Source organism: Streptomyces sp. NPDC002574 (assembly GCF_042889545.1).
Taxonomy (GTDB): Bacteria; Actinomycetota; Actinomycetes; order Streptomycetales; family Streptomycetaceae; genus Actinacidiphila.
In genome coordinates this window covers 573,232-598,699 of record NZ_JBIARB010000003.1, presented here as the reverse complement: position 1 = coordinate 598,699, position 25,468 = coordinate 573,232, and the positions used below count along the sequence as shown (strand labels likewise).

At 72.2% G+C, this 25,468-nt stretch carries 20 protein-coding genes; 6 read left to right on the top strand and 14 right to left on the bottom strand.

Annotated features, from left to right (window positions below):
- Positions 1-3: 3 nt before the first annotated feature.
- Together ACFYXS_RS09625 and ACFYXS_RS09620 are read right to left on the bottom strand one after the other, a co-directional pair.
- Positions 4-1,542 carry a PucR family transcriptional regulator gene (locus ACFYXS_RS09625; protein WP_389245848.1) on the bottom strand — a complete coding sequence of 513 codons (1,539 nt, stop codon included), beginning with the start codon at positions 1,540-1,542 and terminating at the stop codon, positions 4-6.
- Between the two features lie 650 nt (positions 1,543-2,192).
- On the bottom strand, positions 2,193-4,544 hold the full coding sequence (locus ACFYXS_RS09620; protein ID WP_389245671.1) for an ATP-binding protein: 2,352 nt from the start codon (positions 4,542-4,544) through the stop codon (positions 2,193-2,195).
- 191 nt (positions 4,545-4,735) lie between these two features.
- Here ACFYXS_RS09620 and gabT point away from each other — a divergent pair, with 191 nt between their 5' ends.
- Both gabT and ACFYXS_RS09610 read left to right on the top strand, forming a co-directional pair.
- The gene (gene gabT, locus ACFYXS_RS09615) at positions 4,736-6,067 is read left to right on the top strand and encodes a 4-aminobutyrate--2-oxoglutarate transaminase (RefSeq protein ID WP_389245668.1); all 1,332 of its coding nucleotides are present in this window, start codon (positions 4,736-4,738) and stop codon (positions 6,065-6,067) included.
- Positions 6,068-6,428: 361 nt separating this feature from the next.
- Complete coding sequence (locus tag ACFYXS_RS09610) at positions 6,429-7,046, top strand: phosphatase PAP2 family protein (RefSeq protein ID WP_389245666.1); 618 nt, start codon at positions 6,429-6,431, stop codon at positions 7,044-7,046.
- On the opposite strand, the gene ACFYXS_RS09605 is transcribed toward ACFYXS_RS09610, so the two are convergent.
- The 9 genes from ACFYXS_RS09605 to ACFYXS_RS09565 form a co-directional block, all read right to left on the bottom strand.
- On the bottom strand, positions 7,018-8,523 hold the full coding sequence (locus ACFYXS_RS09605; protein WP_389245664.1) for a CoA-acylating methylmalonate-semialdehyde dehydrogenase: 1,506 nt from the start codon (positions 8,521-8,523) through the stop codon (positions 7,018-7,020). The two genes, ACFYXS_RS09610 and ACFYXS_RS09605, sit on opposite strands and share 29 nt — an antisense overlap.
- A gap of 101 nt (positions 8,524-8,624) precedes the next feature.
- Positions 8,625-9,317, bottom strand: a complete 693-nt coding sequence (locus ACFYXS_RS09600) for a nucleotidyl transferase AbiEii/AbiGii toxin family protein (RefSeq protein WP_389245662.1) — start codon at positions 9,315-9,317, stop codon at positions 8,625-8,627.
- A gap of 103 nt (positions 9,318-9,420) precedes the next feature.
- Positions 9,421-9,891 carry a hypothetical protein gene (locus ACFYXS_RS09595; protein ID WP_389245660.1) on the bottom strand — a complete coding sequence of 157 codons (471 nt, stop codon included), beginning with the start codon at positions 9,889-9,891 and terminating at the stop codon, positions 9,421-9,423.
- Between the two features lie 157 nt (positions 9,892-10,048).
- On the bottom strand, positions 10,049-11,443 hold the full coding sequence (locus ACFYXS_RS09590) for an NAD(P)/FAD-dependent oxidoreductase (RefSeq protein WP_389245658.1): 1,395 nt from the start codon (positions 11,441-11,443) through the stop codon (positions 10,049-10,051).
- A gap of 55 nt (positions 11,444-11,498) precedes the next feature.
- Positions 11,499-12,299 (bottom strand): ABC transporter permease, encoded by an 801-nt coding sequence (locus ACFYXS_RS09585; protein WP_389245656.1) that lies wholly within the window; start codon positions 12,297-12,299, stop codon positions 11,499-11,501.
- Positions 12,299-13,234 (bottom strand): ABC transporter permease, encoded by a 936-nt coding sequence (locus tag ACFYXS_RS09580; protein WP_389245654.1) that lies wholly within the window; start codon positions 13,232-13,234, stop codon positions 12,299-12,301. Before ACFYXS_RS09580 ends, ACFYXS_RS09585 begins: the two co-directional genes overlap by 1 nt.
- Positions 13,234-14,415, bottom strand: coding sequence for an ABC transporter ATP-binding protein (locus ACFYXS_RS09575; protein ID WP_389245652.1), 1,182 nt, complete (start codon positions 14,413-14,415; stop codon positions 13,234-13,236). Before ACFYXS_RS09575 ends, ACFYXS_RS09580 begins: the two co-directional genes overlap by 1 nt.
- Positions 14,416-14,444: 29 nt before the next feature.
- The gene (locus ACFYXS_RS09570) at positions 14,445-15,674 is read right to left on the bottom strand and encodes a spermidine/putrescine ABC transporter substrate-binding protein (protein ID WP_389245650.1); all 1,230 of its coding nucleotides are present in this window, start codon (positions 15,672-15,674) and stop codon (positions 14,445-14,447) included.
- A gap of 81 nt (positions 15,675-15,755) precedes the next feature.
- Positions 15,756-17,273: a gamma-aminobutyraldehyde dehydrogenase gene (locus ACFYXS_RS09565; RefSeq protein WP_389245648.1), complete on the bottom strand. Its 1,518-nt coding sequence runs from the start codon at positions 17,271-17,273 to the stop codon at positions 15,756-15,758.
- 308 nt (positions 17,274-17,581) lie between these two features.
- Between ACFYXS_RS09565 and ACFYXS_RS09560 the strand changes: the two genes are divergently transcribed.
- On the top strand, positions 17,582-19,279 hold the full coding sequence (locus ACFYXS_RS09560) for a PucR family transcriptional regulator (RefSeq protein ID WP_389245646.1): 1,698 nt from the start codon (positions 17,582-17,584) through the stop codon (positions 19,277-19,279).
- 1 nt (position 19,280) lies between these two features.
- On the opposite strand, the gene ACFYXS_RS09555 is transcribed toward ACFYXS_RS09560, so the two are convergent.
- Positions 19,281-20,897, bottom strand: coding sequence for a DUF4352 domain-containing protein (locus ACFYXS_RS09555; RefSeq protein WP_389245644.1), 1,617 nt, complete (start codon positions 20,895-20,897; stop codon positions 19,281-19,283).
- A gap of 114 nt (positions 20,898-21,011) precedes the next feature.
- Between ACFYXS_RS09555 and ACFYXS_RS09550 the strand changes: the two genes are divergently transcribed.
- Positions 21,012-22,046 carry an adenosine deaminase gene (locus tag ACFYXS_RS09550; protein WP_389245642.1) on the top strand — a complete coding sequence of 345 codons (1,035 nt, stop codon included), beginning with the start codon at positions 21,012-21,014 and terminating at the stop codon, positions 22,044-22,046.
- On the top strand, positions 22,034-22,717 hold the full coding sequence (locus tag ACFYXS_RS09545) for a glycerophosphodiester phosphodiesterase (protein WP_389245640.1): 684 nt from the start codon (positions 22,034-22,036) through the stop codon (positions 22,715-22,717). Before ACFYXS_RS09550 ends, ACFYXS_RS09545 begins: the two co-directional genes overlap by 13 nt.
- A 23-nt stretch (positions 22,718-22,740) precedes the next feature.
- On the opposite strand, the gene ACFYXS_RS09540 is transcribed toward ACFYXS_RS09545, so the two are convergent.
- Both ACFYXS_RS09540 and ACFYXS_RS09535 read right to left on the bottom strand, forming a co-directional pair.
- Positions 22,741-23,265, bottom strand: a complete 525-nt coding sequence (locus tag ACFYXS_RS09540; RefSeq protein WP_389245638.1) for a hypothetical protein — start codon at positions 23,263-23,265, stop codon at positions 22,741-22,743.
- An 84-nt stretch (positions 23,266-23,349) separates the two neighbouring features.
- Positions 23,350-24,801 (bottom strand): gamma-aminobutyraldehyde dehydrogenase, encoded by a 1,452-nt coding sequence (locus ACFYXS_RS09535; RefSeq protein ID WP_389245635.1) that lies wholly within the window; start codon positions 24,799-24,801, stop codon positions 23,350-23,352.
- A gap of 178 nt (positions 24,802-24,979) precedes the next feature.
- On the opposite strand from ACFYXS_RS09535, the gene ACFYXS_RS09530 reads away from it, so the two are divergent.
- A complete protein-coding gene (locus ACFYXS_RS09530) occupies positions 24,980-25,468 on the top strand; it encodes an Lrp/AsnC family transcriptional regulator (RefSeq protein WP_389245633.1) in 489 nt (162 codons plus the stop codon).

Below are 25,468 nucleotides of genomic sequence, written 5' to 3'. Positions count from 1 at the left end.
CCGTCAGCGGCCGGCGGCCTTCAGTGCGAGCCACAGCTCCATCCGCACGTCCGGGTCGTCCAGCGAGCGGCCCAGGATCTCCTCCACGCGCCGCATCCGGTACCGCAGCGTGTGCCGGTGCACCCCGAGGTCGGCCGCGGCGGCGTCCCACTGGCCGTGCCGGGACAGCCACGCGTGCAGTGAGGCCACGAGGTCGCCGCGGGCGGTGGCGTCGTGCTCCCGCAGCGGGCGCAGCAACCCGTCCGAGAACGCCCGTACGGCGTCCTCGCTCAGCAGCGGCAGCACCGAACCCGAGCCGACCTCGTCGTGCTCGACCAGGCTGCGGCCACGGCGGCGCGCGACCGCCAGCGCCCGCCCGGCCTGCTCGTGGGCGGCGGGCACGGCCGCGGAACCGACCGCGGCCGACAGCCCCGCCACGAGGTCGTCGTCGCTGTCCAGCGCCGCCAGGGCCGCGGCGAGCACCGCGCCGTCGGCCGAGGCCAGGACCGTCAGCCGGTTGCCGTCGCGCACCGCCAGCACCGGCTCGGCGGAGCGCAGCGAGGCCGCCTCCACCCGCTCGGCCAGCAGGCCCACGGCCTCGACGGCGGTCTCCGCGGGCTCGGCCACCAGGACACGCACGGGCGCCTCCAGCAGCCCGCCGTACAGCCGGCCCGCCACCGTACGGGCGTGCTCGGCCTCCCCCACGAGCAGCATCCGCAGCAGCGCGCCGCCGAGCCGCTGCTCGGTGTCCTGCAACGTGCGGGACTGCTCCAGGGACAGCGTCAGCAGGGCCACGGCCGCGTGCACGATGTAGCGGGCGGAGGTGTCCAGGCGCTCCTCCGTCCCCACCGCGAGGAAACCGCGCGGGCGGCGGCCCGTGCCGAGCGACTGCAACTGCACCCGGTCCTCCGTGCCCGCCGGGCCCGCCACGGCCGCGCTCGCCGGTGCCGGCTTCCCGCGCAGCCGGTCCACCTCGCCGGCCAGCCGTGCGGCGCGACGGCCGGCCCAGTCCGGGGCGGCGGCCACCACGGCGCCGGACGCGTCGTACAGCGCCGCCCAGCCGTTCAGGTGCGCCGCGAGCCGGGCCAGCAGCGCGCTCGTCCCGTCCGGCGCCAGCGCGGCCCGGGTCAGCTCCCGCTGCGCCTCGAAGCCGGCCGTCACCGCCTGGTACTGCTCCGCGGCTATCGCCGCCGACACGGCCTTGCTGATGGCGATGAACGGCGTCTTGCGCGGCACCTCCAGCAGCGGCAGCCCGTGCGCCTCCGCCGCCTCCACGAGCGCCTCCGGCACGGTCTCGTGGCTCAGCCCCACGCCGAAGCCGAGCCCCACGACGCCGGCCCGCGCCAGCCGGGTCACGTACTGCGCGAGCGCGTCCGGCGAGCCCATGTCCAGCTTCAGGCCGGTGGTCAGCAGCAGCTCCCCGCCCTCCAGGTACGGCGCGGGGTCGTCCAGCTCGCTGGTGTGCACCCAGCGGACGGTCGCCGCGTCCGCGTGGTCGCCTCCGGCGAGGGCGGTCAGCTTCAGGGCGGGGTTCCGCAGAAGCGAGGCGAGGGTTGGCGGCACGGTCTTTTTCTCCATCGCGGAGTACGGTCTCTTCCGATTCTGCCTCACCGTATACCTGCGGCGCCGCCAGGTTTTTTCCCCGCCCGCCCTCCCGTGCGCCCTGTGAAGTCAGTTACCCCGACGCGCGTGTGTTCCTGGGCCGGGTTCGGGGCCTCCGGGGCTGGCCATTCTGGACAGCACATTTAGGTGCCTCCGGTGCTGTCCATCGCTTACCCCGGGTGCCGCACCCAAATATGCTCCACAGTCCAGAACACCCACCCCTGCACCCCCGCCCCCTCCGTAGGTTGTCGCGCCTGATCCCCGGAGGGGGGTGGTTGGCAGTGACGGCTGGGCACCTGGACAGCGCCGCGCCAACGAATGGCCCGAGCACGGTGCCGTCTCCACCCACCCTCCGGGGATCAGGCGCATGGAACTACGGAGGGGGCGGGGCCGTAGGGTGGGCGTTCTGGACTGTGGAGCATATTTGGGTGCACGACCCGGGGTGACCGATCCAGGGTGCTCGAGGCACCGAAATGTGCTGTCCAGAATGGCCAGCCCGGAGGCCCCGAACCCGGCACCCCCACGAAACGCGCGCCGGGGTCCCTGACTTCACAGGGCACCCGGGAGGGCGGGCGGGGGATGCCCGGCGCGGGCGGGCAGGACGCGCGGCCCTACGACCGCAGGTCGACAAGCACGGGGGAGGCGTGCTCGCCGTCGACCGCTGTCAGCGACAGTACCGCGTGCCCCGCAGGGACGACGTGGGCCAGGTCCGACGCGGACCACCGCTCACGTTCGACCTTGCGCACGGTGATGGACTCCGCCGTGACCGCCTTGCCCGTGACGAGCCGCCGCACGGTGTGCAGCACCCGCGTGAGGGGCTCGTCCGCGATGATCTGGCGGTTGGTGACGTCCTGGACGTCGACCCATTCCTTGCCCCAGACCTCCGCGAAGCGGGCCCCGTCCCAGGCGGTGACCCCGGAGAGCGCGGCGCGGCAGCCCACCGCGCCGAGGAGGGCGGCGCGCAGGGGCTCGGGGACGTCGTCGAGGGTGCGGAGGGTGAGGACGGCCCCGGCGTTGGCGGACCGCATGCGCTGGAGGCCGCGCACCGACTCGGCGGTGACGGTGTGGGAGGCGTCGTCGAGGACGAGGCAGGCGAAGAGGGAACGGTCCTGCCGGGCCACGGCGCACTCCGCGAACTGGGCGAGGACGAGCCGCGCGAGGATGCGGGAGACCTCGGCGTGGCCGCGTTCGGGGAGGTCGATGCGGACCCGGAGGGGGTGTTCCAGGCCGCGCAGGGAGAAGGGGTGGCTGCCGCCGGTGGTGTCGAAGAAGCCGGCGAACGCGGGGCGGTCGAGGAGTGCGATGCGGTCGGCGAGCAGCGGTCCCGCGTCGCCGGGGCGGGCGGACTGGCGTTCGCGGGCGTCGAGTTCGCGCAGTTGGGCCTGGGCGACGGGGCCGCGGTCCTGCAGCGCGGCGCGCAGCGCGGCCAGCGCCGCGGGGGTGCCGTCGAGGAGTTCGCGCAGTTCGGGGACGGAGGGGAAGCGGCCGTGGGCGGCGTGGAAGGGGCCGAGCAGCTGGGCGAGCGCGGTGGCGGCGCGCCGGCTGTCACCGCCGGGGAGGGCGGCGGCGAGGTCGCCGACCAGGGCTTCGGCGAGGAAGCCCGCGGCCTCGTCGGGGTCGCCGGCGCCGCCGTACAGGTCGAGGTCGTAGGCGGAGTCGGGGCGGCCGATCTTGACGACGACGTCGAAGGACTCGTCCGGGGCGAGCCGTGCCCCGTCCGTGCCGACGGCGACGACGGCCGCCCGCCCGGCGAGCGCCTGCAGGCACATGAACTCCAGGACCGGCCGCACGATGCGCACGGTCTTGCCGGAGCCGGGCGGTCCCACGGCGAGCAGGGAGGTGCCGAGCACGGAGGTGTCGAGGGCGAACCCGGCGCCGCGGTGGGTGCGGGGGTTGCGCTCGTCCTCGGAGGCGGTGCCGATGCGGACCTGCCCGGCGAACAGGTCGTGCCGGGCGGCGCGGACCGGCAGGTCGCGGGCGCCGCTGGGGTGGGCGCAGGCGGCGGCGCCGTAGCGGAGCACGGTGTCGGTGAAGGCGGGGAGCCGGCCGGGCTCGGACCGCACCGACTGCCACGCGCGGGTGAGCCGGGCGAAGTCGACGTCGTTCATCCGTCCGTCGCGCGCGTCACCGGCGAGCCGGTCGGCGGCGTCGGCGGCGCCGCCGTCGCGCAGTGCGGGGAATTCCGCCGGGTCCTGCCGCGGGTCGGCGGGCGGCCGGGCGGAGGAGGCCGGGTCCTCCTCGCGGGCCCGCTGGAGGGGGGCGGTGATGTAGCGGCGCCACATCTCGGGCCAGCGGCCGAGCCGGGCGAAGAAGATCAGCAGGGCGCCGCCGATGAGCGCGTAGTAGAGGTACGAGGCCCAGGCGTAGGCGGTCTGGTTGCCGCCGGCATGCCGCCAGGAGTCGGGGGTGACGGCGAGCAGGGGCCACAGCCAGTAGCTGCCGAGGTAGCCGTTCCACAGCAGGGACCACAGGAGCCAGCCGCCGAGGAAGGCGATGACGGCGCCGCTGACCAGCTGGCGGCCCGGCACGGCCTCGGGGTCGTCCGCGGGCCGCGGACGGTGGCCGTTGCGCCACACGCCGGGCTCGGCGGTGGGGCGCGGTGCGCGCAGCCAGGCGACGAAGCCGGCGCCGTCGGGGCCCGCAGGCGCGGTGGCGTCCGGGGGCGCGGGCCAGGTGCCGGGGGCCGGGCGGGCACCGGGGGCGGAGGTGGGCGGCGGGGGCGTGCCGGGGCGCCCCTTGCGTCCGGTGCCCGCCGCGGGGTCGCCGTCGGTGTCCTGGGCGGCGGCCGGGGCCCGTCCGCCGGGGTCGCCGGGTCCGGGCCGCGCGCCGGGGACCGGGGGCGGTCCCGCGGGTACGGGTGGGACGCCCGGCACCGGCCGGGCGCCCGGAACAGGCGGTGTGCCCGGGCCCGTACCGCCGGGCGGAGGCGCCGCAGGCCTCCCGTGCGTACCGTCGATGTCCATCGCGTGTGCCACCCCTCGCAGGTCCGCACTCAATGTAGTCGAGCGGCCACCCGGGTCCGAAGGATCTTGGCACGCTCATGTCCGTCACGTCGAAGAGTCCTCGTACAGTGCGCCCATGCGGAGTGTGCGGGGTACCGCCGTACGGGCTTAGCCTGCGGGAAAGGACACCGGTTCGAAGGAGTACGCCCGACATGACCGATCTGGCCCAGGAGCGCCGCCTCGTCACCCCGATCCCCGGCCCCAAGTCGCAGGAGCTGCTGGCGCGCAAGGCTGCTGCGGTCGCGAACGGCGTCGGTGTGACCCTGCCCGTCTTCGTCACCCGGGCCGGCGGCGCCGTGCTGGAGGACGTGGACGGCAACTCGCTGATCGACTTCGGTTCCGGCATCGCGGTGACCTCGGTCGGCAACAGCGCGGAGGCGGTCGTGCGCCGCGCCTCGGCGCAGCTCGCCGACTTCACCCACACCTGCTTCATGGTGACGCCGTACGAGGGCTACGTGGAGGTCGCCGAGGCCCTCAACGAGCTGACCCCGGGCGACCACGAGAAGCGCACCGCGCTGTTCAACTCCGGTGCCGAGGCCGTCGAGAACGCGGTGAAGATCGCCCGCGCGTACACCAAGCGCCAGGCCGTCGTCGTCTTCGACCACGGCTATCACGGGCGCACCAACCTGACGATGGCGCTGACGGCGAAGAACATGCCGTACAAGCACTCGTTCGGCCCCTTCGCGCCCGAGGTCTACCGGGTTCCGCTGGCCTACCCGTTCCGCTGGCTGACCGGCCCGGAGAACTGTGCGGAGGAGGCGGCCGCCCAGGTGATCGACATGATCACCAAGCAGGTCGGCGCGGAGAACGTCGCCGCGATCGTGATCGAGCCGATCCAGGGCGAGGGCGGCTTCATCGAGCCCGCCAAGGGCTTCCTGCCGAAGATCGTGGAGTTCGCGCGCGAGAACGGCATCGTCTTCGTCGCGGACGAGATCCAGACCGGCTTCTGCCGCACCGGCGAGTGGTTCGCCTGCGAGGACGAGGGCATCGTCCCGGACCTGATCACCACCGCCAAGGGCATCGCCGGCGGTCTGCCGCTGGCCGCCGTGACGGGCCGCGCGGAGATCATGGACGCCGCGCACTCGGGCGGCCTCGGCGGCACCTACGGCGGCAACCCGGTGGCGTGCGCGGCCGCGCTCGGCGCCATCGAGACGATGAAGGAGTTCGATCTCAACGCCAAGGCCCGCCGCATCGGCGAGGTCATGCTGGGACGGCTGCGCGGCATGCAGGAGAAGTTCGAGGTCATCGGCGAGGTCCGGGGCCGCGGCGCCATGATCGCGGTGGAGTTGGTGGAGCCCGGGACCAAGAACCCGAACGCCGCCGCGACCGCCGCGCTGGCCAAGGCGTGCCACGCCGAGGGCCTGGTGGTCCTGACCTGTGGCACCTACGGCAACGTGCTGCGCTTCCTGCCTCCGCTGGTGATCGGCGAGGACCTCCTGAGCGAGGGCCTGGACATCATCGAGAGTGCGTTCACCCGCCTGTGACCAGGCGTTTCCTGGGTGCCGGAGCGCTCCCGGCACACACGGTGAAGAAGGTGTGCGGGCCTGATGGCGGGAGGGTGCAACCCCTGTCTGACGTCTCGCCCGTGACGTACGGTTTCCGCAGATGGAAGAAACACCCCGTCTGCGGAGGTCCGCGGGCGACACTTTGCCGGTGACTCCCCATCACCGGTACAGCAGTGCCCTCGCGCACACCGCCGAAGCCGCAGGCTCCGGCAATCCTCGCCGATCGGTCGGCCGCTTGCCCCAAACCCCCCGGGGCGGGCGGTACGGCGATCGTTCTGGCCGCCCCGGAACTCTCCCCCCTGTTCCGGGGCGGCCAACTTCTCTGCTGATCGTCGTGTGCATGGCGCTCTTCGGACTGCTGACCTGGCAGGAGGCGGTTCGCGGGCGCCTGCTGGCGTTGGACGGGCCGGTGCGCTCCGCGATCGCGGGTCCCTCCGTACGCCCCGCCGGGGCGGCTTCGCCCGTTGCGCAGTTCCTCGCCGACCTGGGCAACGCACCCGTCGCCGTACCGGTGCTGACGACTGCAATGGTCTATACCATGTGGCGGCTCCGGCGGACCGGGGTGTCCCGCTGGTGGCTGCCGGCGCTCGCGTACGGCCTGGCGATGGCCGCGGTACCCGGGCTGGTGAGCCTGCTCAAGCCGCTGATCGGCCGCGCCGGCCCCGGCTCGCTCACCCTCTCCCCCGGCTATCCGGGGCTCTATCCCTCCGGCCACGGCGCGACCGCCGCCGTCGCGTACGGGGGCGCGGCGCTGCTGCTGGCGCACCTCTCCCTGCGCACGGCAGCACGGCGGCTGCTGGGGGCGGCCGCCGTGCTGCTGAACGTCGCGGTGGGGATCTCCCTGGTCCGGTGCGGCTACCACTGGCCGCTGGACGTCGTGGGGAGCTGGCTGCTGTGCGGCGCCCTGCTGGCGGGTGCCGCCCTCGCGGTCAGTTGTTGGTCGGGAAACCGAGGTTGATGCCGCCGTGGCTCGGGTCGAGCCACCGCTGCGTGACCGCCTTGCCGCGGGTGAAGAAGTGGACGCCGTCCGGGCCGTAGGCGTGGGTGTCGCCGAACAGCGAGGCCTTCCAGCCACCGAAGGAGTAGTAGGCGACCGGCACCGGGATCGGCACGTTGATGCCGACCATGCCGACCTCGACGTCGTGCTGGAAGCGGCGGGCGGCGCCGCCGTCGTTGGTGAAGATGGCCGTGCCGTTGCCGTACGGGTTGGAGTTGATCAGCTCCAGGCCCTCGTCGTACGAGCCCACGCGCACCACGGACAGGACCGGGCCGAAGATCTCGTCGTTGTAGACGGACATGCCGGGCTTCACGTCGTCGAAGAGGGTCGGGCCGAGCCAGAAGCCGTTATCGGTGTCGTCGCCGCTGACCGCGTGCGCGCGGCCGTCCACGGCGAGGGTCGCGCCGTCGGCGAGGCCCGCGTCGAGGTAGGACGTCACCTTGTCGCGGTGGGCGCCGGTGACCAGGGGGCCCATCTCGGACGTGGCGTTGCAGCCGGGGCCGACGGTGAGCGTGGCCATCCGCTCCTTGATCTTCCCGACCAGCTCGTCGCCGATCGGGTCGACGGCCACCAGGACGGAGACGGCCATGCAGCGCTCGCCGGCCGCGCCGAAGCCGGCGTTGACGGCGGCGTCGGCGGCCAGGTCGAGGTCCGCGTCGGGCAGCACCAGCATGTGGTTCTTGGCGCCGCCGAGTGCCTGGACGCGCTTGCCGTAGCGGGTGCCGGTCTCGTAGACGTAGCGGGCGATGGGGGTGGAACCGACGAAGGAGACCGACTTGATGTCCGGGTGCTCCAGGAGGCGGTCGACGGCGACCTTGTCACCGTGCACGACGTTGAAGACACCGTCGGGCAGCCCGGCGCGCTTCCACAGCTCCGCGAGGAAGTTGGCGGCGGACGGGTCCTTCTCGGAGGGCTTGACGACGACCGTGTTGCCCGCGGCGATGGCGATCGGGAAGAACCACATCGGCACCATGGCCGGGAAGTTGAACGGCGAGATGATCGCGACCGGGCCGAGCGGCTGGCGGATCGAGTAGACGTCGATGCCGGTCGAGGCCTGCTCGGTGAAACCGCCCTTGATCAACTGCGGGATGCCGCAGGCGTACTCGACGACCTCGATGCCGCGGGCGATCTCGCCGAGGGCGTCGGAGTGCACCTTGCCGTGCTCGGAGACGATGATCGCGGCCAGCTCGTCGCGCTGGGCGTTCAGCAGCTCCCGGAAGGCGAACAGCACCGAGGTGCGCTTGGCGACCGAGGCGTTGCGCCACTCCTTGAACGCGGCGGCGGCCGCGCCGACGGCCTGGTCGACCTCGGCGTTCGCCGCGAAGTCGACCCGCCCGGTGACGGCGCCGGTCGCCGGGTCGTACACGTCGCCGTGGCGCTCCGCGGTACCGGCCCACGCCTGCCCGGCGATCCAGTGCGTGATGTGCTTGTCGGTCACGGCTGTTCTCCCTGTCGGTCCCACACGTCCTCTCCCGCCAGTGTCACCAGTGCGGGAGGCGGCCCTCAAGCACCAATGTGTCGGCGGCCAGGACTTTGTCTTTACATGTCGTACAGATCGTCGGGGTGCTCCATGCCCTCCATGAGGTCGAGCCGGATGTCCTGGGCCCACGCGAAGGCCCAGCGCTTGAGCTCGGCGACCTCCCCGGGCTCCAGTCCGCGGGCGGCGTAGGCGCGGTCGTCGGCCCCGACCAGCTTGTCCAGCCGGTCGGCGAGCGCGCCGGGCTCGAAGTCCTCGTCGCGGCGCACGGCCATGGACAGCAGCTCGCCGGGGGCGAACCACGCGGCCATGGCCCGGACGTCGACGAGGTCGCCCGGCAGGGCGCGGTCGACGAGCGCGGCCACCTTCAGCGCGGCGCAGTCCTCCAGCGCGACGACCGGCACCGGCCGGGACAGGCCCAGGCCGAGCAGCACCGGTGGGTGCGACAGCGGTTCCTTGGCGATGTGGACGGTGTAGGCGAGCGCGCCGGGGAGCGCCGCGGTGAACTGCGCGGACAGCGGGGTGCGGGGCAGGTCGGCGACCTCGTAGCCGGCGGCGGTGCACGCGGCCTCCAGCGCCGCCGCGATCCGCCCGACGGAGGTGGAGCTGAAGGTCACCAGGTCCAGGTGGCGGGAGGGAGCGCCGCGCAGCCCGTGGGCGTGGACCGCGTGACTGCCGGCGAACACCAGACCGTGCGGCTCGCAGACGGGCAGCACGGTCTCGACGAACGCGGCGTGGCCGGGCGCGAGTCCCACGTCAGACCGCCGCCGTCGGGTATGCGGAACGGGCCGTGGCCCGGTCGCGTTCCGTCGGGATCATGGAACCAGTGTCGCGCACCGGGGCCCGCGGCCGGCTGGTTCACTCTTCCGTGTCGCGGGGACGGCGCACCGCGAGCTGGGCGGCCGCCTCGTGCATGGCGAGTTCGAGGACGCCGGGATCGGTGAGGTGGCCGGTGCCGTCCGGCGGGACGAGCCAGCGCACGCCGCCGGTGGCACGGCCGGGATAGGGCACGACGATCCACGTGCCGTTGCCCGCGGTGCGCACCCCGGTGCCGATCCAGCGGGCGGCGGTGCCGGGCGGCACGAGGAAACCCATGCGGGAGTCGCCGAAGTCGGCCAGCACGGGTCCCGGCCGGTCGACGAGCCGGTTCAGCACGTCGAGGGTGGGGTAGCCGAGCTCCCCGGTGAGGATGAGGACGTCCCAGAGCCGCCCGGCGGGCAGGAGCGTGACCCCGAGGGGGTTGCGCTCCCATTCCCACCGCGTGGTCTCGGGGTCGGGTGCCACGGAAACCAGCCATTCGACCGCGCCGCGCGCGCCGGTGCCCACCATGCCGGTTCCTCCGTTCCGTGTGTGTGCGTTCATATCTGTCACACGGTGAGAGGGGCGCGGGGGCCGATCATTACGCGAGTTTTCACGATCTTTCGCCGGTGATTGCCGTCACAGGCGCCGGAAGGGCCCCGGGAAGGGCTGATTCGTCCCCTCGGCCTCAGCTGTCGAAGCCGAGTCCGAGCCGGTCCATGGTCTTCAGCCACAGGTTGCGCCGGCCCGCGTTGCGGTCGGCGCGGCCCAGCGACCACTTGGTCAGCCCGATCCCGGCCCAGGCCAGCGGCTCGGGCGGGAAGGGCATCGGCTTGCTGCGCACCATCTCCAGCGCGGTGCGTTCGGTGGACTCCCCGGCCAGCAGGTCGAGCATCACGTCGGCGCCGAAACGGGTCGCGCCGACGCCGAGACCGGTGTAGCCGGCGGCGTAGGAGACCCGTCCGTCGTGGGCGGTGCCGAAGAAGGCGGAGAAGCGCGAGCAGGTGTCGATCGCGCCGCCCCAGGCGTGCGTGAAGCGGACGCCCTCCAACTGCGGGAAGCAGTGGAAGAAGTGCCGGGCGAGCTTGAGGTAGGTCTCCGGGCGCTCGTCGCGCGCGGCGTCCAGGCGCCCGCCGTAGGGGTAGATGGCGTCGTAGCCGCCCCACAGGATGCGGTGGTCCGCCGTCAGCCGGAAGTAGTGGAACCGGTTGGCGCTGTCGCCGAGTCCCTGGCGCTTCTTCCAGCCGATCGCGCCGAGTTGCCCGGCGCTGAGCGGCTCGGTCATCAGGGCGTAGTCGTAGACCGGGACGACGTAGTGGCGCACGCGTTTGACCAGCGAGGGGAAGACGTTGGTGCCGAGCGCGACGTGCCGGGCGAAGATCCGTCCGTACGGAGTGCGGACGGCCATGCCGGAGCCGTTGCGGGCGAGCCCGGTGGCGCGGGTGTGCTCGTACACCCGCACGCCCAGTTCCTGGCAGGCGCGCTTGAGGCCCCAGGCCAGCTTGGCCGGGTGGAGCATGGCGACACCGGTGCGGTCCCACAGGCCGCCGACGAAGGTGGGCGAGTCGACCTCGGCGCGCACCTGGTCGCGGTCGAGCACCTCCAGTTCGACGCCGTGCCGGGCGGCCTCCTCGGCGGCGGCGCGCAGGGCGTCGAACTGGTAGGGCTCGGTGGCGACGTCGATCTCGCCGGTGCGCTCGAAGTCGCAGTCGATGGAGTAGCGGGCCACCGCCTCCTCGATGCCGTCGAGGTTGCGGTTGCCGAGTTCCTCCAGCGCGGCGAACTCGCCCGGCCAGCGGGCGAGTCCGTTGGCCAGGCCGTGGGTGAGGCTGGCCGCGCAGAAGCCGCCGTTGCGGCCGGACGCCGCCCAGCCCACCTCCTTGCCCTCGACGAGCACGACGTCGCGCTTCGGGTCGCGCTCCTTGGCCAGCAGCGCGGTCCACAGCCCCGTGTAACCGCCGCCGACCACCAGCAGGTCGCAGTGCTCGTCGCCGACGAGCGCCGATCCGGCCCGCGGCCTGCCGGGATCCTCCAGCCAGTACGGTGTCGGCTGCGCGTCGGCGAGCGAACGGGCTGGATCCATGGGTTCTCACACCTTTGGTGATGCGGGGTCGGGGCCGTCCGGTGTCACGTCCGGTCTACGTACGGGCTTTCCTGCGCCGCCCGAGCAGTTGTCCGACGACGACGCAGAGCACGGCCACCACGAACATCAGCGTGCCGATGACGTTGACCTGGACGGGCAGTCCCTTCTGGGCGGCACCCCAGACGAACATCGGGAAGGTGACCGTGGTGGGCCCCGCGTTGAACTGCGTGATGATGAAGTCGTCGATGGAGATGGCGAAGCTCAGCAGGGCGCCGGCCGCGATGCCGGGCGCGGCGATCGGGAAGGTGATCCGCCAGAACGTGGACCACGGTGTGGCGTAGAGGTCCTGGGCGGCCTGCTCCAGTCGGGGGTCCATGCTCATCACGCGCGCCTTGACCGCCGTCACCACGAAACTGAGGCAGAACATGATGTGCGCGATGAGGATGGTCCAGAAGCCGAACTGGATGCGCATGTTGAGGAAGAGGGTGCCGAGCGAGGCGCCCATGACGATCTCGGGCATCGCCATCGGCAGCCAGATCAGCCCGGTGACCGGTCCGCGGCCGCGGAAGCGGTGGCGGGCGAGCGCGAAGGCGACCATGGTGCCCAGCACCGTGGCGCCGATCGTGGCGAGGACGGCGATCTCCAGGGACAGCGAGACCGAGTCGCACATGTCGCCGACGCCGCAGGGGTTCTGCCAGGCGTCGAGCGAGAAGTGGTTCCAGGAGTAGTTGAAGCGGCCCTTGGGCTGGTTGAAGGAGAAGATCAGGACGACGACGTTGGGGAGCGTCATGTACGCCAGCGCGGCGACGCCCGCGAAGACGACCAGGTGGCGGCGCACCCAGGTGAGAACGGGCATCAGACCAGCTCCTCCGTTCCCGCCTTGCGGATGTACACCGAGACGATCACCAGGATCACGGCCATGAGCATGAACGACAGCGCGGCGGCGGTCGGGTAGTCGAGCACCGTCAGGAACTTCGACTGGATGACGTTGCCGATCATCTGCTCACTCGGGCTGCCCAGCAGTTCGGCGTTGATGTAGTCGCCGGAGGCCGGGATGAAGGTGAGCAGCGTGCCGGCCACGACGCCGGGCAGCGAGATCGGGAACGTCACCTTGCGGAAGGTGGTGAAGGGGCGGGCGTACAGGTCGCCGGCCGCCTCGTGCAGCCGCGGGTCGATGCGCTCCAGCGACGTGTACAGCGGCAGGATCATGAAGGGCAGGAAGTTGTACGTCAGACCGCACACCACGGCCAGCGGCGTGGCGAGCACGCGGTCGTCGGCGGTGAGGCCGAGCGCGGCGGTGGCGTTCAGGATGTGCAGCTTGTCCAGCGCCGAGACCACGATGCCGTCGTCGGCCAGGATCGTCTTCCACGCCAGGGTGCGGATCAGGAAACTGGTGAAGAAGGGCGCGATGACCATCACCAGCAGCACGTTGCGCCAGCGGCCGGCCTTGAAGGCGATGGTGTAGGCGAGCGGGTAGCCGATCGCCAGGCACAGCACGGTGGCGATGGCCGCGTAGATCAGCGACCGCAGGTAGAAGACGTCGTATTCCTTGAAGGCGTCCCAGTAGGTCGCGAAGTGCCAGGTGACCCGGTAGCCGGCCTCCAGGGAGCCGGTCTGCACGGAGGTCGAGGCCTGGTAGACCATCGGGGCGACGAAGAAGACCAGCAGCCACAGGATGCCGGGCAGCAGCAGCCAGTACGGGACGAGCTTGCGGCGTCCGGCCGCCGCGCCGGGCGGTGCCGGCGGTGTCTGCGCGGGCGCGCCCGCGGGCGCCGGGGAGAGGGCGGCCATTACGCGCTGACCTCCCCGGCCTCGATGTCCTGGGCGGCGTCGAGGCCGAAGGTGTGGGCCGGGCTCCAGTGCAGGACGACGTCGGCGCCGGGCACCAGGCGGCCGTCGCGCTCCACGTTCTGTGCGAAGACGGCGAGTTCGGGGCACCAGGGGCTGTTCACGACGTACTGGGTGGAGACCCCGATGAAGCTCGCGTCCACGATCCGGCCGGTCATCGAGTTGCGGCCGTCGGGGATGTCGCCGGCGTCGTCGGCGTGCACGATGGTGATCTTCTCGGGCCGCACCCCGGCGAGGACCTTGTCGCCGGTCTGCGCGCTCTTGGCGGCGCAGCGCGCGGCGGGCATGACCAGCCGACGGTCGCCGACGCTCAGCAGCAGGTCGTCGCCACTGGTGCCGGAGACCTGGGCCTCGATCAGGTTGGACTGGCCGAGGAAGTTGGCGACGAAGGTGGTGCGCGGGTTCTCGTACAGGTCGGTGGGGGCGCCGAGTTGCTCGATGCGGCCGGCGTTCATCACCGCGATGGTGTCGGCCATGGTCATGGCCTCCTCCTGGTCGTGCGTGACGTGCACGAAGGTGATGCCGACCTCGGTCTGGATGCGCTTGAGCTCCAGCTGCATCTGGCGGCGCAGCTTCAGGTCCAGGGCGCCCAGCGGCTCGTCGAGCAGCAGCACCTTGGGGTGGTTGATCAGGGCGCGGGCGACGGCGACGCGCTGCTGCTGGCCGCCGGAGAGCTGGTGCGGCTTGCGGCGGGCGAGGTGTCCGAGCTCGACCAGGTCGAGCATGTCCTCGACCTGGCCCTTGACGGACTTGATGCCGCGGCGGCGCAGGCCGAAGGCGACGTTCTCGTAGATGTCCAGGTGCGGGAAGAGCGCGTAGTTCTGGAAGACGGTGTTCACCGGGCGCTTGTAGGGCGGCAGTCCGGTGACGTCCTGGTCGCCGATGCGGACGGTGCCCGAGGTCGGGTCCTCCAGTCCGGCGACCATGCGCAAGGTGGTGGTCTTGCCGCAGCCGGAGGCGCCGAGGAGGGCGAAGAATGAGCCTTCGGGGATGGTCAGGTCGAGCGGGTGGACGGCGGTGAAGTCGCCGTAGGTCTTGCCGAGGCCGGTCAGTGTGACGGCCCCGCCGGCGGGGCTGCCGGCACCGGCCGGTCCGTCGGTGAGCGGTGCGGTCTGCTGGGTCATGTCGTCAGATCCCTAACTGCGGTGGCCGGTCAGGCGCCGATGAGCTTGGCGAACTTGCCCTCGAAGGCGGTCTCCTCGTCGGCGGAGAGCGACCGGAAGGGGTGGGCCTTGGCCTTCATCTCCGCGTTGGGGATGATCAGGGCGTTGTTGGCCACGTCCTTGTCGATCTTGAGGAGCTCCTCGTACACCCCTGTGCAGGGGGTGATGTAGTTGACCCATGCCGCGAGTTCGGCGGCGATCGCGGGCTGGTAGTACCAGTCCATGAGCAGCTCGGCGTTCTTGCGGTGCTTCGAGCCCGCCGGGACCAGCATGTTGTCCGTGGAGTAGATGTAACCGGCGTCCGGGACCACGAACTTGATCTCGGGGTTGTCGGCCTGCAGCTGGACCAGGTCACCGGCCCAGGCCACGCACGCGGCGATGTTCCCCGAGGCCAGGCCGTCGGTGTACTCGTTGCCGGTGAACTGGCGGATCTGCTTGCTGTCCACGGCCTTCTGGACCCGGGCGACGGCTGCGTCGAAGTCGTCCGCGGTGAAGGACTCCGGCTTCTTGCCGAGGTCCAGCAGCGTCATGCCGATGGTGTCGCGCATCTCGCTCAGCATCGCGACCTTGCCCTTGAGGGCGGGGTCGTCCAGCAGCTGGGAGACGCTGGCGACCTTCTTCCCCCTGGTGGCCTTCTCGTTGTACGCGATGACCGTGGCGATGCCCTGCCAGGGGTAGGAGTGGGCGCGCCCGGGGTCCCAGTCGGGGTTGCGGAAGCGCTGCTCCAGGTTGGTGTAGGCGTGCGGCAGGTAGGTGGGGTCCAGCGGCTGGGCCCAGCCCAGGCGGATCATCCGGGCGGCCATCCAGTCGGTGAGGACGACCAGGTCGCGGCCGGTGGACTGGCCGGCCGCGAGCTGCGGCTTGATCTTGGCGAAGAACTCGACGTTGTCGGTGATGTCGTCGGTGTACTTGACCTTGATCCCGGTCTTCTTCTCGAAGGCCTCCAGGGTCGGCATGTGCTTCTCGTCGTCGCTCATGTCGATGTAGAGCTGCCAGTTGGAGAAGACCAGCGACTTGTCCTTGTCGGACAGGTCGTCGCTCTTGACCCCGCCCTGGTTGTTGGTTGCGGCCGGGATGCCGCACGCGCTCAGCGCCCCGGCGCCCGCGACGCCGAGACCGGCGCCGAGCACCCGGCGCCGGCTGAGCGAGGCCCTTCCGCTGGTCAGGCTGCGTTCCCACGCGTTGCGTACGGGCTCGGACAGGCCCTCGAACATCTCCATGGCGGTGCTGCCTCCAGGGGCGGTATTGCGTGGGACGGACGGGCGTACGGGCCGGTGGGGGGCGGTCCGGGGGCGACCGGGTCAGCGGTCGCCGAAGACGGTGCGGTGCCACTCCTTGCGGGCCACCGCGGTGTTGTCGTACATCACGTGCTTGACCTGGGTGTACTCGTCGAAGGAGTACGCGGACATGTCCTTGCCGTAGCCGGAGGCCTTGGCGCCGCCGTGCGGCATCTCGCTGATGATCGGGATGTGGTCGTTCACCCAGACGCACCCCGCCTTGATCTCGCGGGTGGCGCGGCCGGCCCGGAAGACGTCCCGGGTCCAGGCCGACGCCGCCAGGCCGTACGGCGTGTCGTTGGCCAGATCCAGACCCTCATCATCGCTGTCGAACGGCAGCACGACCAGTACCGGACCGAAGATCTCGGACTGGACGATCTCGCTGTCCTGGGCGGCGCCGGTGATCAGCGTCGGCCGGTAGAAGGCGCCCGGCGCCGCGGGGGCCTCGCCGCCGGTGACGACGGTGGCGTAGGAACGGGCACGCTCCACGAAACCGGCGACGCGGTCGCGCTGGGCGTGCGAGATCAGCGGCCCGAGGTCGGTCTTGGCGTCAAAGGGGTCGCCCACCCGGATGCCGGCGAAGAGGTCGGCGACCCCGGTGACAAAGGCGTCGTACAACGGGCGCTGCACATAGGCGCGGGTCGCCGCCGTGCAGTCCTGACCGGTGTTGATCAGGGCGCCGGCGACGGCGCCGTGCACGGCGGCCTCCGGGTCGGCGTCGTCGAAGACGACGAACGGCGCCTTGCCCCCGAGCTCGAGGTGCAGGCGCTTGACGGTGGCGGTCGCGATCTCCGCGACGCGCTTGCCGACGGCGGTGGAGCCGGTGAAGGACGTCATCGCCACGTCGGGGTGGCCCACCAGGTGCTCCCCCGCGGGCCGGCCGGCGCCGGTGACGATGTTGACCACGCCGTCCGGGATGCCGGCCTCGCCGGCCGCCTGGGCGAACATCAGCGAGGTCAGCGGCGTCAGTTCGGCGGGCTTGAGCACGATGGTGTTGCCCGCGGCGATGGCCGGCAGGATCTTCCAGGCGGCCATCTGCAGCGGGTAGTTCCAGGGCGCGACGGAGCCGACGACACCGACCGGCTCGCGGCGCACGTAGGACGTGTGGTCGCCGGAGTACTCGCCCGCGGCCCTGCCCTCCAGGTGGCGGGCCGCCCCGGCGAAGAACGCGGTGTTGTCGATCGTGCCGGGGACGTCGAACTCGGTGGTCAGCCGCAGCGGCTTGCCGCACTGCAGGGACTCGGCCCAGGCGAACTCCGCCGCCCGTTCGGCCAGCACGGCCGCGAAGCGGTGCATGGCGTCGGAGCGGGCACCGGGGGTGGCGCCCGCCCAGCGGGGGAGGGCGGCCTTCGCGGCGGCGACGGCCGCGTCCACGTCGGCGGTGCCGGCCAGTGCGTACCGGTGCACCGCCTCGCCGGTGGCGGGGTCGGTCACGGTGTGGTCCTGGCCCGACGTGCCGGGGCGAAGTCCTCCGGCGATGTACTGGGCCCCCTCGGCGAACCGTTCCTGCACATCGAACGCGCCATGCGCACTGAGGGCCATCGTCTTCTCCTCGGATCCGCTCGGGCTGCGTGGCCAAAGCCTGGATTGGTGGACGATCCTGACAGAGTAGGCTCGCCCCAACAAGTGATTCCGTTGTTGCCTTTTGGTTACGCGACGAAATCTGTCTTCACCGGCGACGATCAGCGGGTCGCCACGGTGGACAATGCCGAAAGCGGCCCGCGCCCGGCAACCGACACATCGCATGCCGTGCCCCGGCCGCCCTTACACCCTGCGGGCTACGGTGACAGTGCCGCCCGCGGCCGGGCCCGCCCGTCCGACCCGCCCGTCCCTCCCCCGGAGGTCGCACCGTGTTCCCCACCGTCGCCGAGGTCCTGCAGCTCGACGCGCTCCGGCGAGGGTCGCCGCAGGTCGTCGCGGGCGCGCAGGGGCTCAACCGGCCGGTGCGCTGGGTGCACGTCAGCGAGCTCGCCGACATCGCCGGCATGCTGCACGGCGGTGAACTGGTGCTGACCACGGGCGTCATGCTCCCCGGGGACAAGGAGCCGCTGGCCCGCTACATCGACGACCTCGCCGACGTCGGCGCCGCGGGCCTGGTCGTCGAACTCGGCCGGCGGTACGCCGACACCCTGCCGCGGCCCCTGGTGCGGGCCGCCGAACGGCGCGGGCTCACGCTCGTGGCGCTCCGCAACGAGGTGCGGTTCGTCGCCGTCACCGAGGCCGTGCACGCGCACGTCGTGGACGCCCAGCTCGGCGAGTTGCGGGCCTCCGAGGCGATCCACCAGACCTTCAACGAGCTGTCCGTGGAGGGCGCCGAGGCCGACGAGATCGTCCGCGAGGTCGCGCGCATCGCGGGCGCGCCCGTCGTCCTGGAGAACCTCTCCCACCAGGTGCTCGCCTTCGACCCGGCCGGGCACGACCCGGAAGGGCTGCTCGACGGCTGGGAACGCCGCAGCCGCGGCGTCGCCCCGGCGGGCCGCACCGGCCACGACCCCCGCACCGGCTGGCTGGTCACCGGGGTCGGGGCCCGCGGCCGCGACTGGGGGCGGCTGGTCGTCGTCGGCGAGCCCGTGCCGGACTCCGCGGCCGCGGCGGACGAACGCCCGCATCCGCACACCGTCCTCCTGGAACGCGGCGCCGCCACCCTCGCCCTGAACCGCCTGCTGGAACGCGACCGGGAATCGCTGGAACGGCAGACCCACCGCACGCTGCTGTCCGGAGTCCTCACGCACGCCCTCACCGTCTCCGACGTCGCCCTGCGCGCCCGGGCGATCGGCGTGCCCCTGGAAGGGCGCCGGCTCGTGGGCGTCATGCTGCGGCTGCGCGGCGCGGGCGTCGCCGCGGCACTGGAGGCACAGGCCAGGCTGCGGGACTTCACCGAGACCGCCGCCCAGGCCGTGCGCGACCGGGGACTCACCGCACTCACCGGCACCCTCGACGACGGCGCGGTCGGCGTCCTGGTCTCCCTCGGCCCCGCCGACGACGAGCACACCGCGCTGGAGGGCTTCGCCGCGGCGCTCACCCGGCTCACCGAGACCGCCCCTGACGGCGGCCCCACCTTCGTCATGGCCGCCGGCTCCTCCGTCGGCTCGCTGCGCGACGCCCGCCGGACCCTTCTGGAGGCCGCCCAGGTCGCGGACGCCGCGCTGCACGGGGGCCGAAAGGAGGGGGGCAGGGCGCAGCCCTCCGACACAAGGGTGGTGGCGGGCGGCGGGCGGGCGTACTACCGGCTGCCGGACGTGCGGCTGCGCGGACTGCTGCATCTGCTGCGCGACGACGCCCGCCTGCAGACGTACGTCGAGCGCGAACTCGGCCCGCTGCTGGCGCACGACGCCGAACACGGCACGGACCTGGTGCGCATCCTCGGCGTCTACCTGGAGAGCGGCCGCAACAAGTCCGCGGCGGCGGACGCCGCACACCTGTCACGGCCCTCCTTCTACGACCGGCTGCACCGCGTCGAGCGCGTCCTCGGCGTCGACCTGGACCAGGTGGAGTCCTGCCTGTCGCTGCACGTGGCACTGCTCGCGCTGGAGGCGGTGCGGCGCTAGATCATGGGAGCGGCAACTCCCAGTAGGTGTAGTCGTAGTCGTAGCCCGGGGCGATCTCGACCTGGAACCTGCCGTCCGGGTCGTCGTCCGGCACGATCACGGTGACGTCGGACGTCATCGTGGCACCGGAGCCCAGCTCACCGGACAGCTGGGCGCCCTGCGAGACGTCCTCCAGGGTGTCCTCGTCCTCCTCATCGGCATAGGCGTTGGCCTCGGCGTCGGACATGTCGGCGGTCTCGTCACCCGTGTTCTCCACGGTCACGATGAACGTCACCGCGGTGCCGTCGGGGGCCGCCCCCGCGGGCACGTCGTCGGCCCGCCGCGCGGCGGAGACGGTCACCACCACACCGTCGTCGTACGTCACGGACCTGCCGGCGACCACCGGCGAGCCGTAGTCGCCGCCGTCCGCGCCGATGAGCTCGTCGTCCGTCGGGTCGAACCAGCCGCCGTTGATCCCGCCGATCACCAGCGCGATCATCGCGCCGGAGACCACCACGGACACGATGCCGAGGATCAGGCCGGTGAGCGCCTGGCCGCGGTTGGTCGCCTCGCCGCGGCGCGCGATGCGCAGGCCCACGATGCCGAAGGCGAGCGCCGCCAGCCCGAGCGGAAGGCCGAGGAACGCCCCGAAGCACGCGATGCCGAGGAGGGTGCCGATGATGCCGAGCACCATCGCGGTGACCCCGAACCCGTTGCGCGGCGAGGGCTGCCCCCAGGCCCCGTACGGGCCCCCGGGGTAACCGGGGTAGCCCGCGTGTTCGGGATATCCGGGATAGCTGGGATAGCCCGGGTAACCGGGATAGCCGGGGTATCCCGGATGCTGCCCCTGCGGGGGAACCGTGCCCCACGCTCCGTACGGGTGGGGCTGCGTCGGTGGCTGGGTCTGCGGCTGCGGTGCCGGCGCGTCGGCGGGCACCGGCCGCTTCGTCATCTCCACGCCGGGCGCCTGCGGTATGGGCGGCGGGACCCACGGGTCCCCCGGCGCCGCGGAGTGCGCCTGCGCCTGCGCGGGCACGGCGGCCGCGGGATACGCCCACGGAGCCGGCTGCGGCGGCGCCCACGGGTTCCCCTGCTGCGGTGCGGCGGCGTATCCGGCCCCGGGCACCGGCGGCGCCCACGGATCGCGCGCCACCGCGGCGCCCTGGTCCGCAGGTCCCGCCGGCGCCTGCGGCGTCGCGCCGAACTCCTGCGTCTGGACGCCGTCATCCGGTTCGACGCCAGTACTCGCCGGCGCAGCGGCATCCGCCGGTACCTCAACGGCGCGGTGGTCCGCAGGTCCCGCCGGTTCCGGCGCCTGCGGCAGCACCGCGCCGAACTGCCGTGTGGGCACGTCCTCGACCGGGTCGACGGCGGTGTCGGCGGCGGCCGTGGGCGGCACGTCCTCAACGGGCTCGGCGGGCTCGACGGCCGGGCTGAGGGACTCCTCCGTGTCGTCCCGGTCCGGCGCGGCAGCGGCCTCGGGTGCGACGTCCTCCTCCGCCGCCGCGTCCTCGGCCGCGTCCACCGCGGGGCGGCGGAAGGCGCGGGTGCGGTCGTCGGGGGTGTCGTCCGGCGGCGGGACGGGGGGTCGGGCGGGGGAGGCGTCGTGGGGCCCCGGGGTCTCGCGGTCGTCGGACATCGCTGGCTTCCTCCTGGCTACGTCGGGCAATGCTATGGCCTGCGAAGACGGCGGATCGCAACATTTTCGCGTCTACCATGGCCGTTGCCGCCGAGCCCTCAGGAGGATCACCGCATGTCCGACACCGTGCCCGCCCTCGACGCGTTCATCGCGGGGATGCCGAAGGCCGAACTCCACGTCCACCACGTGGGTTCCGCCTCGCCCCGCATCGTGGCCGAGCTGGCCGCGCGGCACCCGGATTCGAAGGTGCCCTCCGACCCCGCCGCGCTTGCCGAGTACTTCAGCTTCCGGGACTTCGCCCACTTCATCGAGGTCTACCTGTCCGTCGTCGACCTGATCCGCGACGCGGAGGACGTGCGTCTGCTGACGTACGAGGTCGCCCGGGACATGGTGCGGCAGAACATCCGCTACGCCGAGCTGACCGTGACCCCGTACAGCTCGGTGCGGCGCGGCATCCCGGACCGGGCGTTCGTGGAGGCCATCGAGGACGCGCGCACGGCGGCCGAGAAGGAGCTCGGCATCGTGCTGCGCTGGTGCTTCGACATCCCCGGCGAGGCCGGCCTGGCCTCAGCGGAGGAGACCGCGCGCATCGCCACCGAACTGCGCCCGGAGGGCCTGGTGAGCTTCGGCCTCGGCGGCCCGGAGATCGGCGTGCCGCGCCCGCAGTTCAAGCCGTACTTCGACCGTGCCCGCGCGGCCGGCCTGCACAGCGTGCCGCACGCGGGCGAGACCACAGGCCCGCAGACGATCTGGGACGCGCTGAACGAGCTGGGCGCCGAGCGCATCGGCCACGGCACCAGCGCCACGCAGGACCCGCGGCTGCTGGAGCACCTGGCCGAGCATCGCATCCCGCTGGAGGTCTGCCCGACCTCCAACATCGCCACCCGCGCGGTGGCCACGCTCGACGAGCACCCGATCAAGCAGATGGTCGCCGCGGGTGTGCTGGTCACGGTCAACAGCGACGACCCGCCGATGTTCGGCACCGACCTCAACTCCGAGTACGCGGTCGCCGCCCGTCTGCTGGAGCTGGACGAGGCGGGCGTGGCCGCGCTCGCCAGGAACGCCGTCGAGGCGTCCTTCCTCGACACCGACGGCAAGGCCCGGCTGTCCGCCGAGATCGACGCGCACCTGGCCGGATGGCAGCGGTAGCCGTCGCCCATCGCGGCGACCCGTACCGCCACCGCGAGAACACCCTGCCCTCGCTGCGCAGCGCGCTGCGCGCGGGGGCGGACGCGGTGGAGATGGACGTGCGGGTGACCCGCGACGGCGTGCCGGTGCTGCTGCACGATCCCACCCTCGCGCGGCTGTGGGGCGTGGACGCCGCCCTCGCCGAGCTGCCGGCGGCCGACCTGCCGCCGGGGGTCCCCACGCTGTACGAGGCGCTGGGCGCCGTCGAGGGCTGCCGGGCGCTGGTCGACATGACCGTGCCGGAGTCGGCGCCCGCGGTAGTGGCCGCGGTGCGCGACGCGGGCGCGGAGGACCGGACGTACTACTGCGGCGATGCCGCGGTGATGCTCGCGGTCCGCGACCGCGACCCGGCCGCGGAGATCGCGCTGACCTGGAAGACGGCGGCGCCGGTACCCCCGCTGCTGCTCACGGAGTTGCGGCCGCGGTGGATCAATCTCCGCTTCGGCCTGGTGCGCAGCCCGCTGGTGGCGTGGGCGCGCGGCGAGGGCCTATTGGTGGGCGCGTGGACGGCGGACCTGCGCCGCACGATGCGCCGGCTGGAGCGGCTGGGCGTGGACGCCATCACCTCCAACCGCATCGACGTGCTGCTCGACGCGCTCGGCGACCGGCAGGACCCGCCCGCTCGGCGGTGACCGCCGGCCCGCCCGCCCCGGCCTCAGGCCGGGGCGCCGGCGCCTGACACCGGCTCGGCCGGGGCGGTGGCCGCCGCGGGCATCGCCTCCAGCCGCTTGATCATGCGGCGCAGGATCAGCAGCGGGACGACGCCGAAGACGCCGAACGCCATGTCGACCGGCATCCACCACAGCGGCAGGCCCCGGATCGGGATGCAGATCGCGGCGAGCGGGATGATCCCGGCGCACGCGATCATGGCCCACTCCACGATCCAGATGTTGCGCACCGCGTCGCGCCAGACACCGTAGAAGGCGACGGCGATCACCAGGTGGGCGAAGGCGAGCCAGTCCGTCCCGTAGAACAGGAACGGGTACTGGGCGTCGGTGGCGTCCGCCCCCTCCCGCACCTGGGAGATCCAGTCGCCGACGAAGCCGGGCAGACCCCATCCGTCCACCCACCGCACCTCGTGGACCAGCGGGAACGCCGTCACGCCGCTGAGCACCAGGCACACCACGAAGACGACCAGCCATAGGCGAATGCGCTGTTCGAGCGCTCTTCGTTCCTCCATGATCCGGAGCGTACGCGGACATGCCACGGCCCCGGACACAGGGGGTGTCCGGGGCCGGCGCGGGTGCCCGCGGGGGCGGCGGGGTCAGCCGTCGAGCGAGGTCATGACGTGCTTGACGCGGGTGTAGTCCTCGAAGCCGTAGCCGGAGAGGTCCTTGCCGTAGCCCGACTTCTTGAAGCCGCCGTGCGGCATCTCGGCGACCAGCGGGATGTGGGTGTTGATCCACACGCAGCCGAAGTCCAGGCGCTTGGACATCCGCATCGCGCGCGCGTGGTCCTTGGTCCACACCGAGGACGCCAGCGCGTAGTCGACGCCGTTGGCCCACGTGACGGCCTGGTCCTCGTCGGTGAAGGACTGGACGGTGATGACGGGGCCGAAGACCTCGTTCTGGATGATCTCGTCGTCCTGCTTGAGGCCGGACACCACGGTCGGGGCGTAGAAGTAGCCCTTGTCGCCGACCCGGTGACCGCCGGTCTCGACCTTCGCGTGCGCGGGCAGTCGCTCGATGAAGCCGGTGACCAGGGCGAGCTGGTTGGCGTTGTTGAGCGGGCCGTAGAGCACGTCCTCGTCGTCCGGGGCGCCGGTCTTGGTGTCGGCGGCGGCCTTGGCGAGCTGGGCGACGAACTCGTCGTGGATGGACTCGTGCACCAGCACGCGGGTGGCGGCGGTGCAGTCCTGGCCGGCGTTGAAGTACCCGGCGACGGAGATGTCCTCGACGGCCTTGGCGATGTCGGTGTCCTGGAAGACCACGACCGGGGCCTTGCCGCCCAGCTCCAGGTGGACCCGCTTGACGTCCTTGGCGGCGCTGGCCGCGACCTGCATGCCGGCCCGTACGGAGCCGGTGATCGAGGCCATGGCGGGGGTGGCGTGCTCGACCATCATCCGGCCGGTGTCGCGGTCGCCGCAGACGACGTTGAAGATGCCCTTGGGCAGGTCCAGTTCGGCGAGGACGCCACCGATGATCCCGGCGATCAGCACAGTGGAGGCGGGAGTGGTGTCCGAGGGCTTCAGGACGACGGTGTTGCCCGCGGCGATCGCCGGGGCGAACTTCCACACGGCCATCATCATCGGGTAGTTCCACGGCGCCACCTGCGCGCAGACGCCGACCGGCTCGCGGCGGACGATGGAGGTCATCCCGTCCATGTACTCGCCGGCGGAGCGGCCCTCCAGCATGCGGGCGGCGCCCGCGAAGAAGCGGATCTGGTCGACCATCGGCGGGATTTCCTCGCTCGCGGTCAGCCCGATCGGCTTGCCGGTGTTCTCGCTCTCGACGGCCACCAGCTCGTCCGCGCGTGCCTCGAAGGCGTCGGCGATCTTCAGCAGCGCCTTCTGGCGCTCGGAGGGCGTCTTGTCGCGCCAGACCGGGAAGGCGGCCTCGGCCGCCGCCATGGCGGCGTCGACGTCGGCGGCACCGGACAGCGGGGCGGTCGCGTAGGCCTCGCCGGTGACCGGGTTGACCACGTCCGTGGTGCGCCCGTCTGCGGCGTCGCGGAATTCTCCGTTGATGTAGTTGCGCAAGATACGGAGCTCGCTCACTGCACCTCTCCCTGTCCTGTCCGATGTGTGAGACGCCCCCAGAGTACCCACATCACTGCCGTATTCGACATAGCCGAAACTCCGCGACAATGGATTCCGTGTGTTTAGAGCTCCGAAACTGCGGATTTCATTGATCAGGGGTTGCGCGACTGCTGACCTCTCATGCACAGTGTGGTCCGTGGCCACTCGTACTCCGGATCCCAGGGGCGCCAACGGCGCCTTTGTGATCGACTCCGTCTCCAAGGCGATCATCGAACAGCTCCAGGAGGACGGCAGGCGTCCGTACGCCGCCATCGGCAAGGCCGTGGGCCTGTCCGAGGCGGCCGTGCGGCAGCGCGTCCAGAAGCTGCTCGACCAGGGCGTCATGCAGATCGTCGCCGTCACCGACCCGCTCACCGTGGGATTCCGGCGGCAGGCGATGGTCGGCATCAACGTCGACGGCGACATCGAACCCGTCGCCGACGCGCTCGCCGGGATGACGGAGGTCGAGTACGTCGTCGTCACCGCCGGCTCCTTCGATCTGCTGATCGAGATCGTCTGCGAGGACGACGACCACCTCCTGGAGATGATCAACAAGCGGATCCGCACGCTGCCCGGCGTGCGGTCCACCGAGAGCTTCGTCTACCTCAAGCTCCGGAAGCAGACCTACACCTGGGGAACCAGATAG

Bases quoted from the DNA above. Each gene is read 5' to 3' on its own strand.
- ACFYXS_RS09540 (WP_389245638.1), bottom strand. From the start codon at position 23,265: ATGGAGGAACGAAGAGCGCTCGAACAGCGCATTCGCCTATGGCTGGTC.
- ACFYXS_RS09555 (WP_389245644.1), bottom strand. From the start codon at position 20,897: ATGTCCGACGACCGCGAGACCCCGGGGCCCCACGACGCCTCCCCCGCC.
- ACFYXS_RS09590 (WP_389245658.1), bottom strand. From the start codon at position 11,443: ATGGATCCAGCCCGTTCGCTCGCCGACGCGCAGCCGACACCGTACTGG.
- ACFYXS_RS09545 (WP_389245640.1), top strand. From the start codon at position 22,034: ATGGCAGCGGTAGCCGTCGCCCATCGCGGCGACCCGTACCGCCACCGC.
- ACFYXS_RS09585 (WP_389245656.1), bottom strand. From the start codon at position 12,299: ATGCCCGTTCTCACCTGGGTGCGCCGCCACCTGGTCGTCTTCGCGGGC.
- ACFYXS_RS09575 (WP_389245652.1), bottom strand. From the start codon at position 14,415: ATGACCCAGCAGACCGCACCGCTCACCGACGGACCGGCCGGTGCCGGC.
- ACFYXS_RS09570 (WP_389245650.1), bottom strand. From the start codon at position 15,674: ATGGAGATGTTCGAGGGCCTGTCCGAGCCCGTACGCAACGCGTGGGAA.
- ACFYXS_RS09610 (WP_389245666.1), top strand. From the start codon at position 6,429: ATGGCGCTCTTCGGACTGCTGACCTGGCAGGAGGCGGTTCGCGGGCGC.
- ACFYXS_RS09595 (WP_389245660.1), bottom strand. From the start codon at position 9,891: ATGGTGGGCACCGGCGCGCGCGGCGCGGTCGAATGGCTGGTTTCCGTG.
- gabT (WP_389245668.1), top strand. From the start codon at position 4,736: ATGACCGATCTGGCCCAGGAGCGCCGCCTCGTCACCCCGATCCCCGGC.
- ACFYXS_RS09550 (WP_389245642.1), top strand. From the start codon at position 21,012: ATGTCCGACACCGTGCCCGCCCTCGACGCGTTCATCGCGGGGATGCCG.
- ACFYXS_RS09580 (WP_389245654.1), bottom strand. From the start codon at position 13,234: ATGGCCGCCCTCTCCCCGGCGCCCGCGGGCGCGCCCGCGCAGACACCG.
- ACFYXS_RS09620 (WP_389245671.1), bottom strand. From the start codon at position 4,544: ATGGACATCGACGGTACGCACGGGAGGCCTGCGGCGCCTCCGCCCGGC.
- ACFYXS_RS09565 (WP_389245648.1), bottom strand. From the start codon at position 17,273: ATGGCCCTCAGTGCGCATGGCGCGTTCGATGTGCAGGAACGGTTCGCC.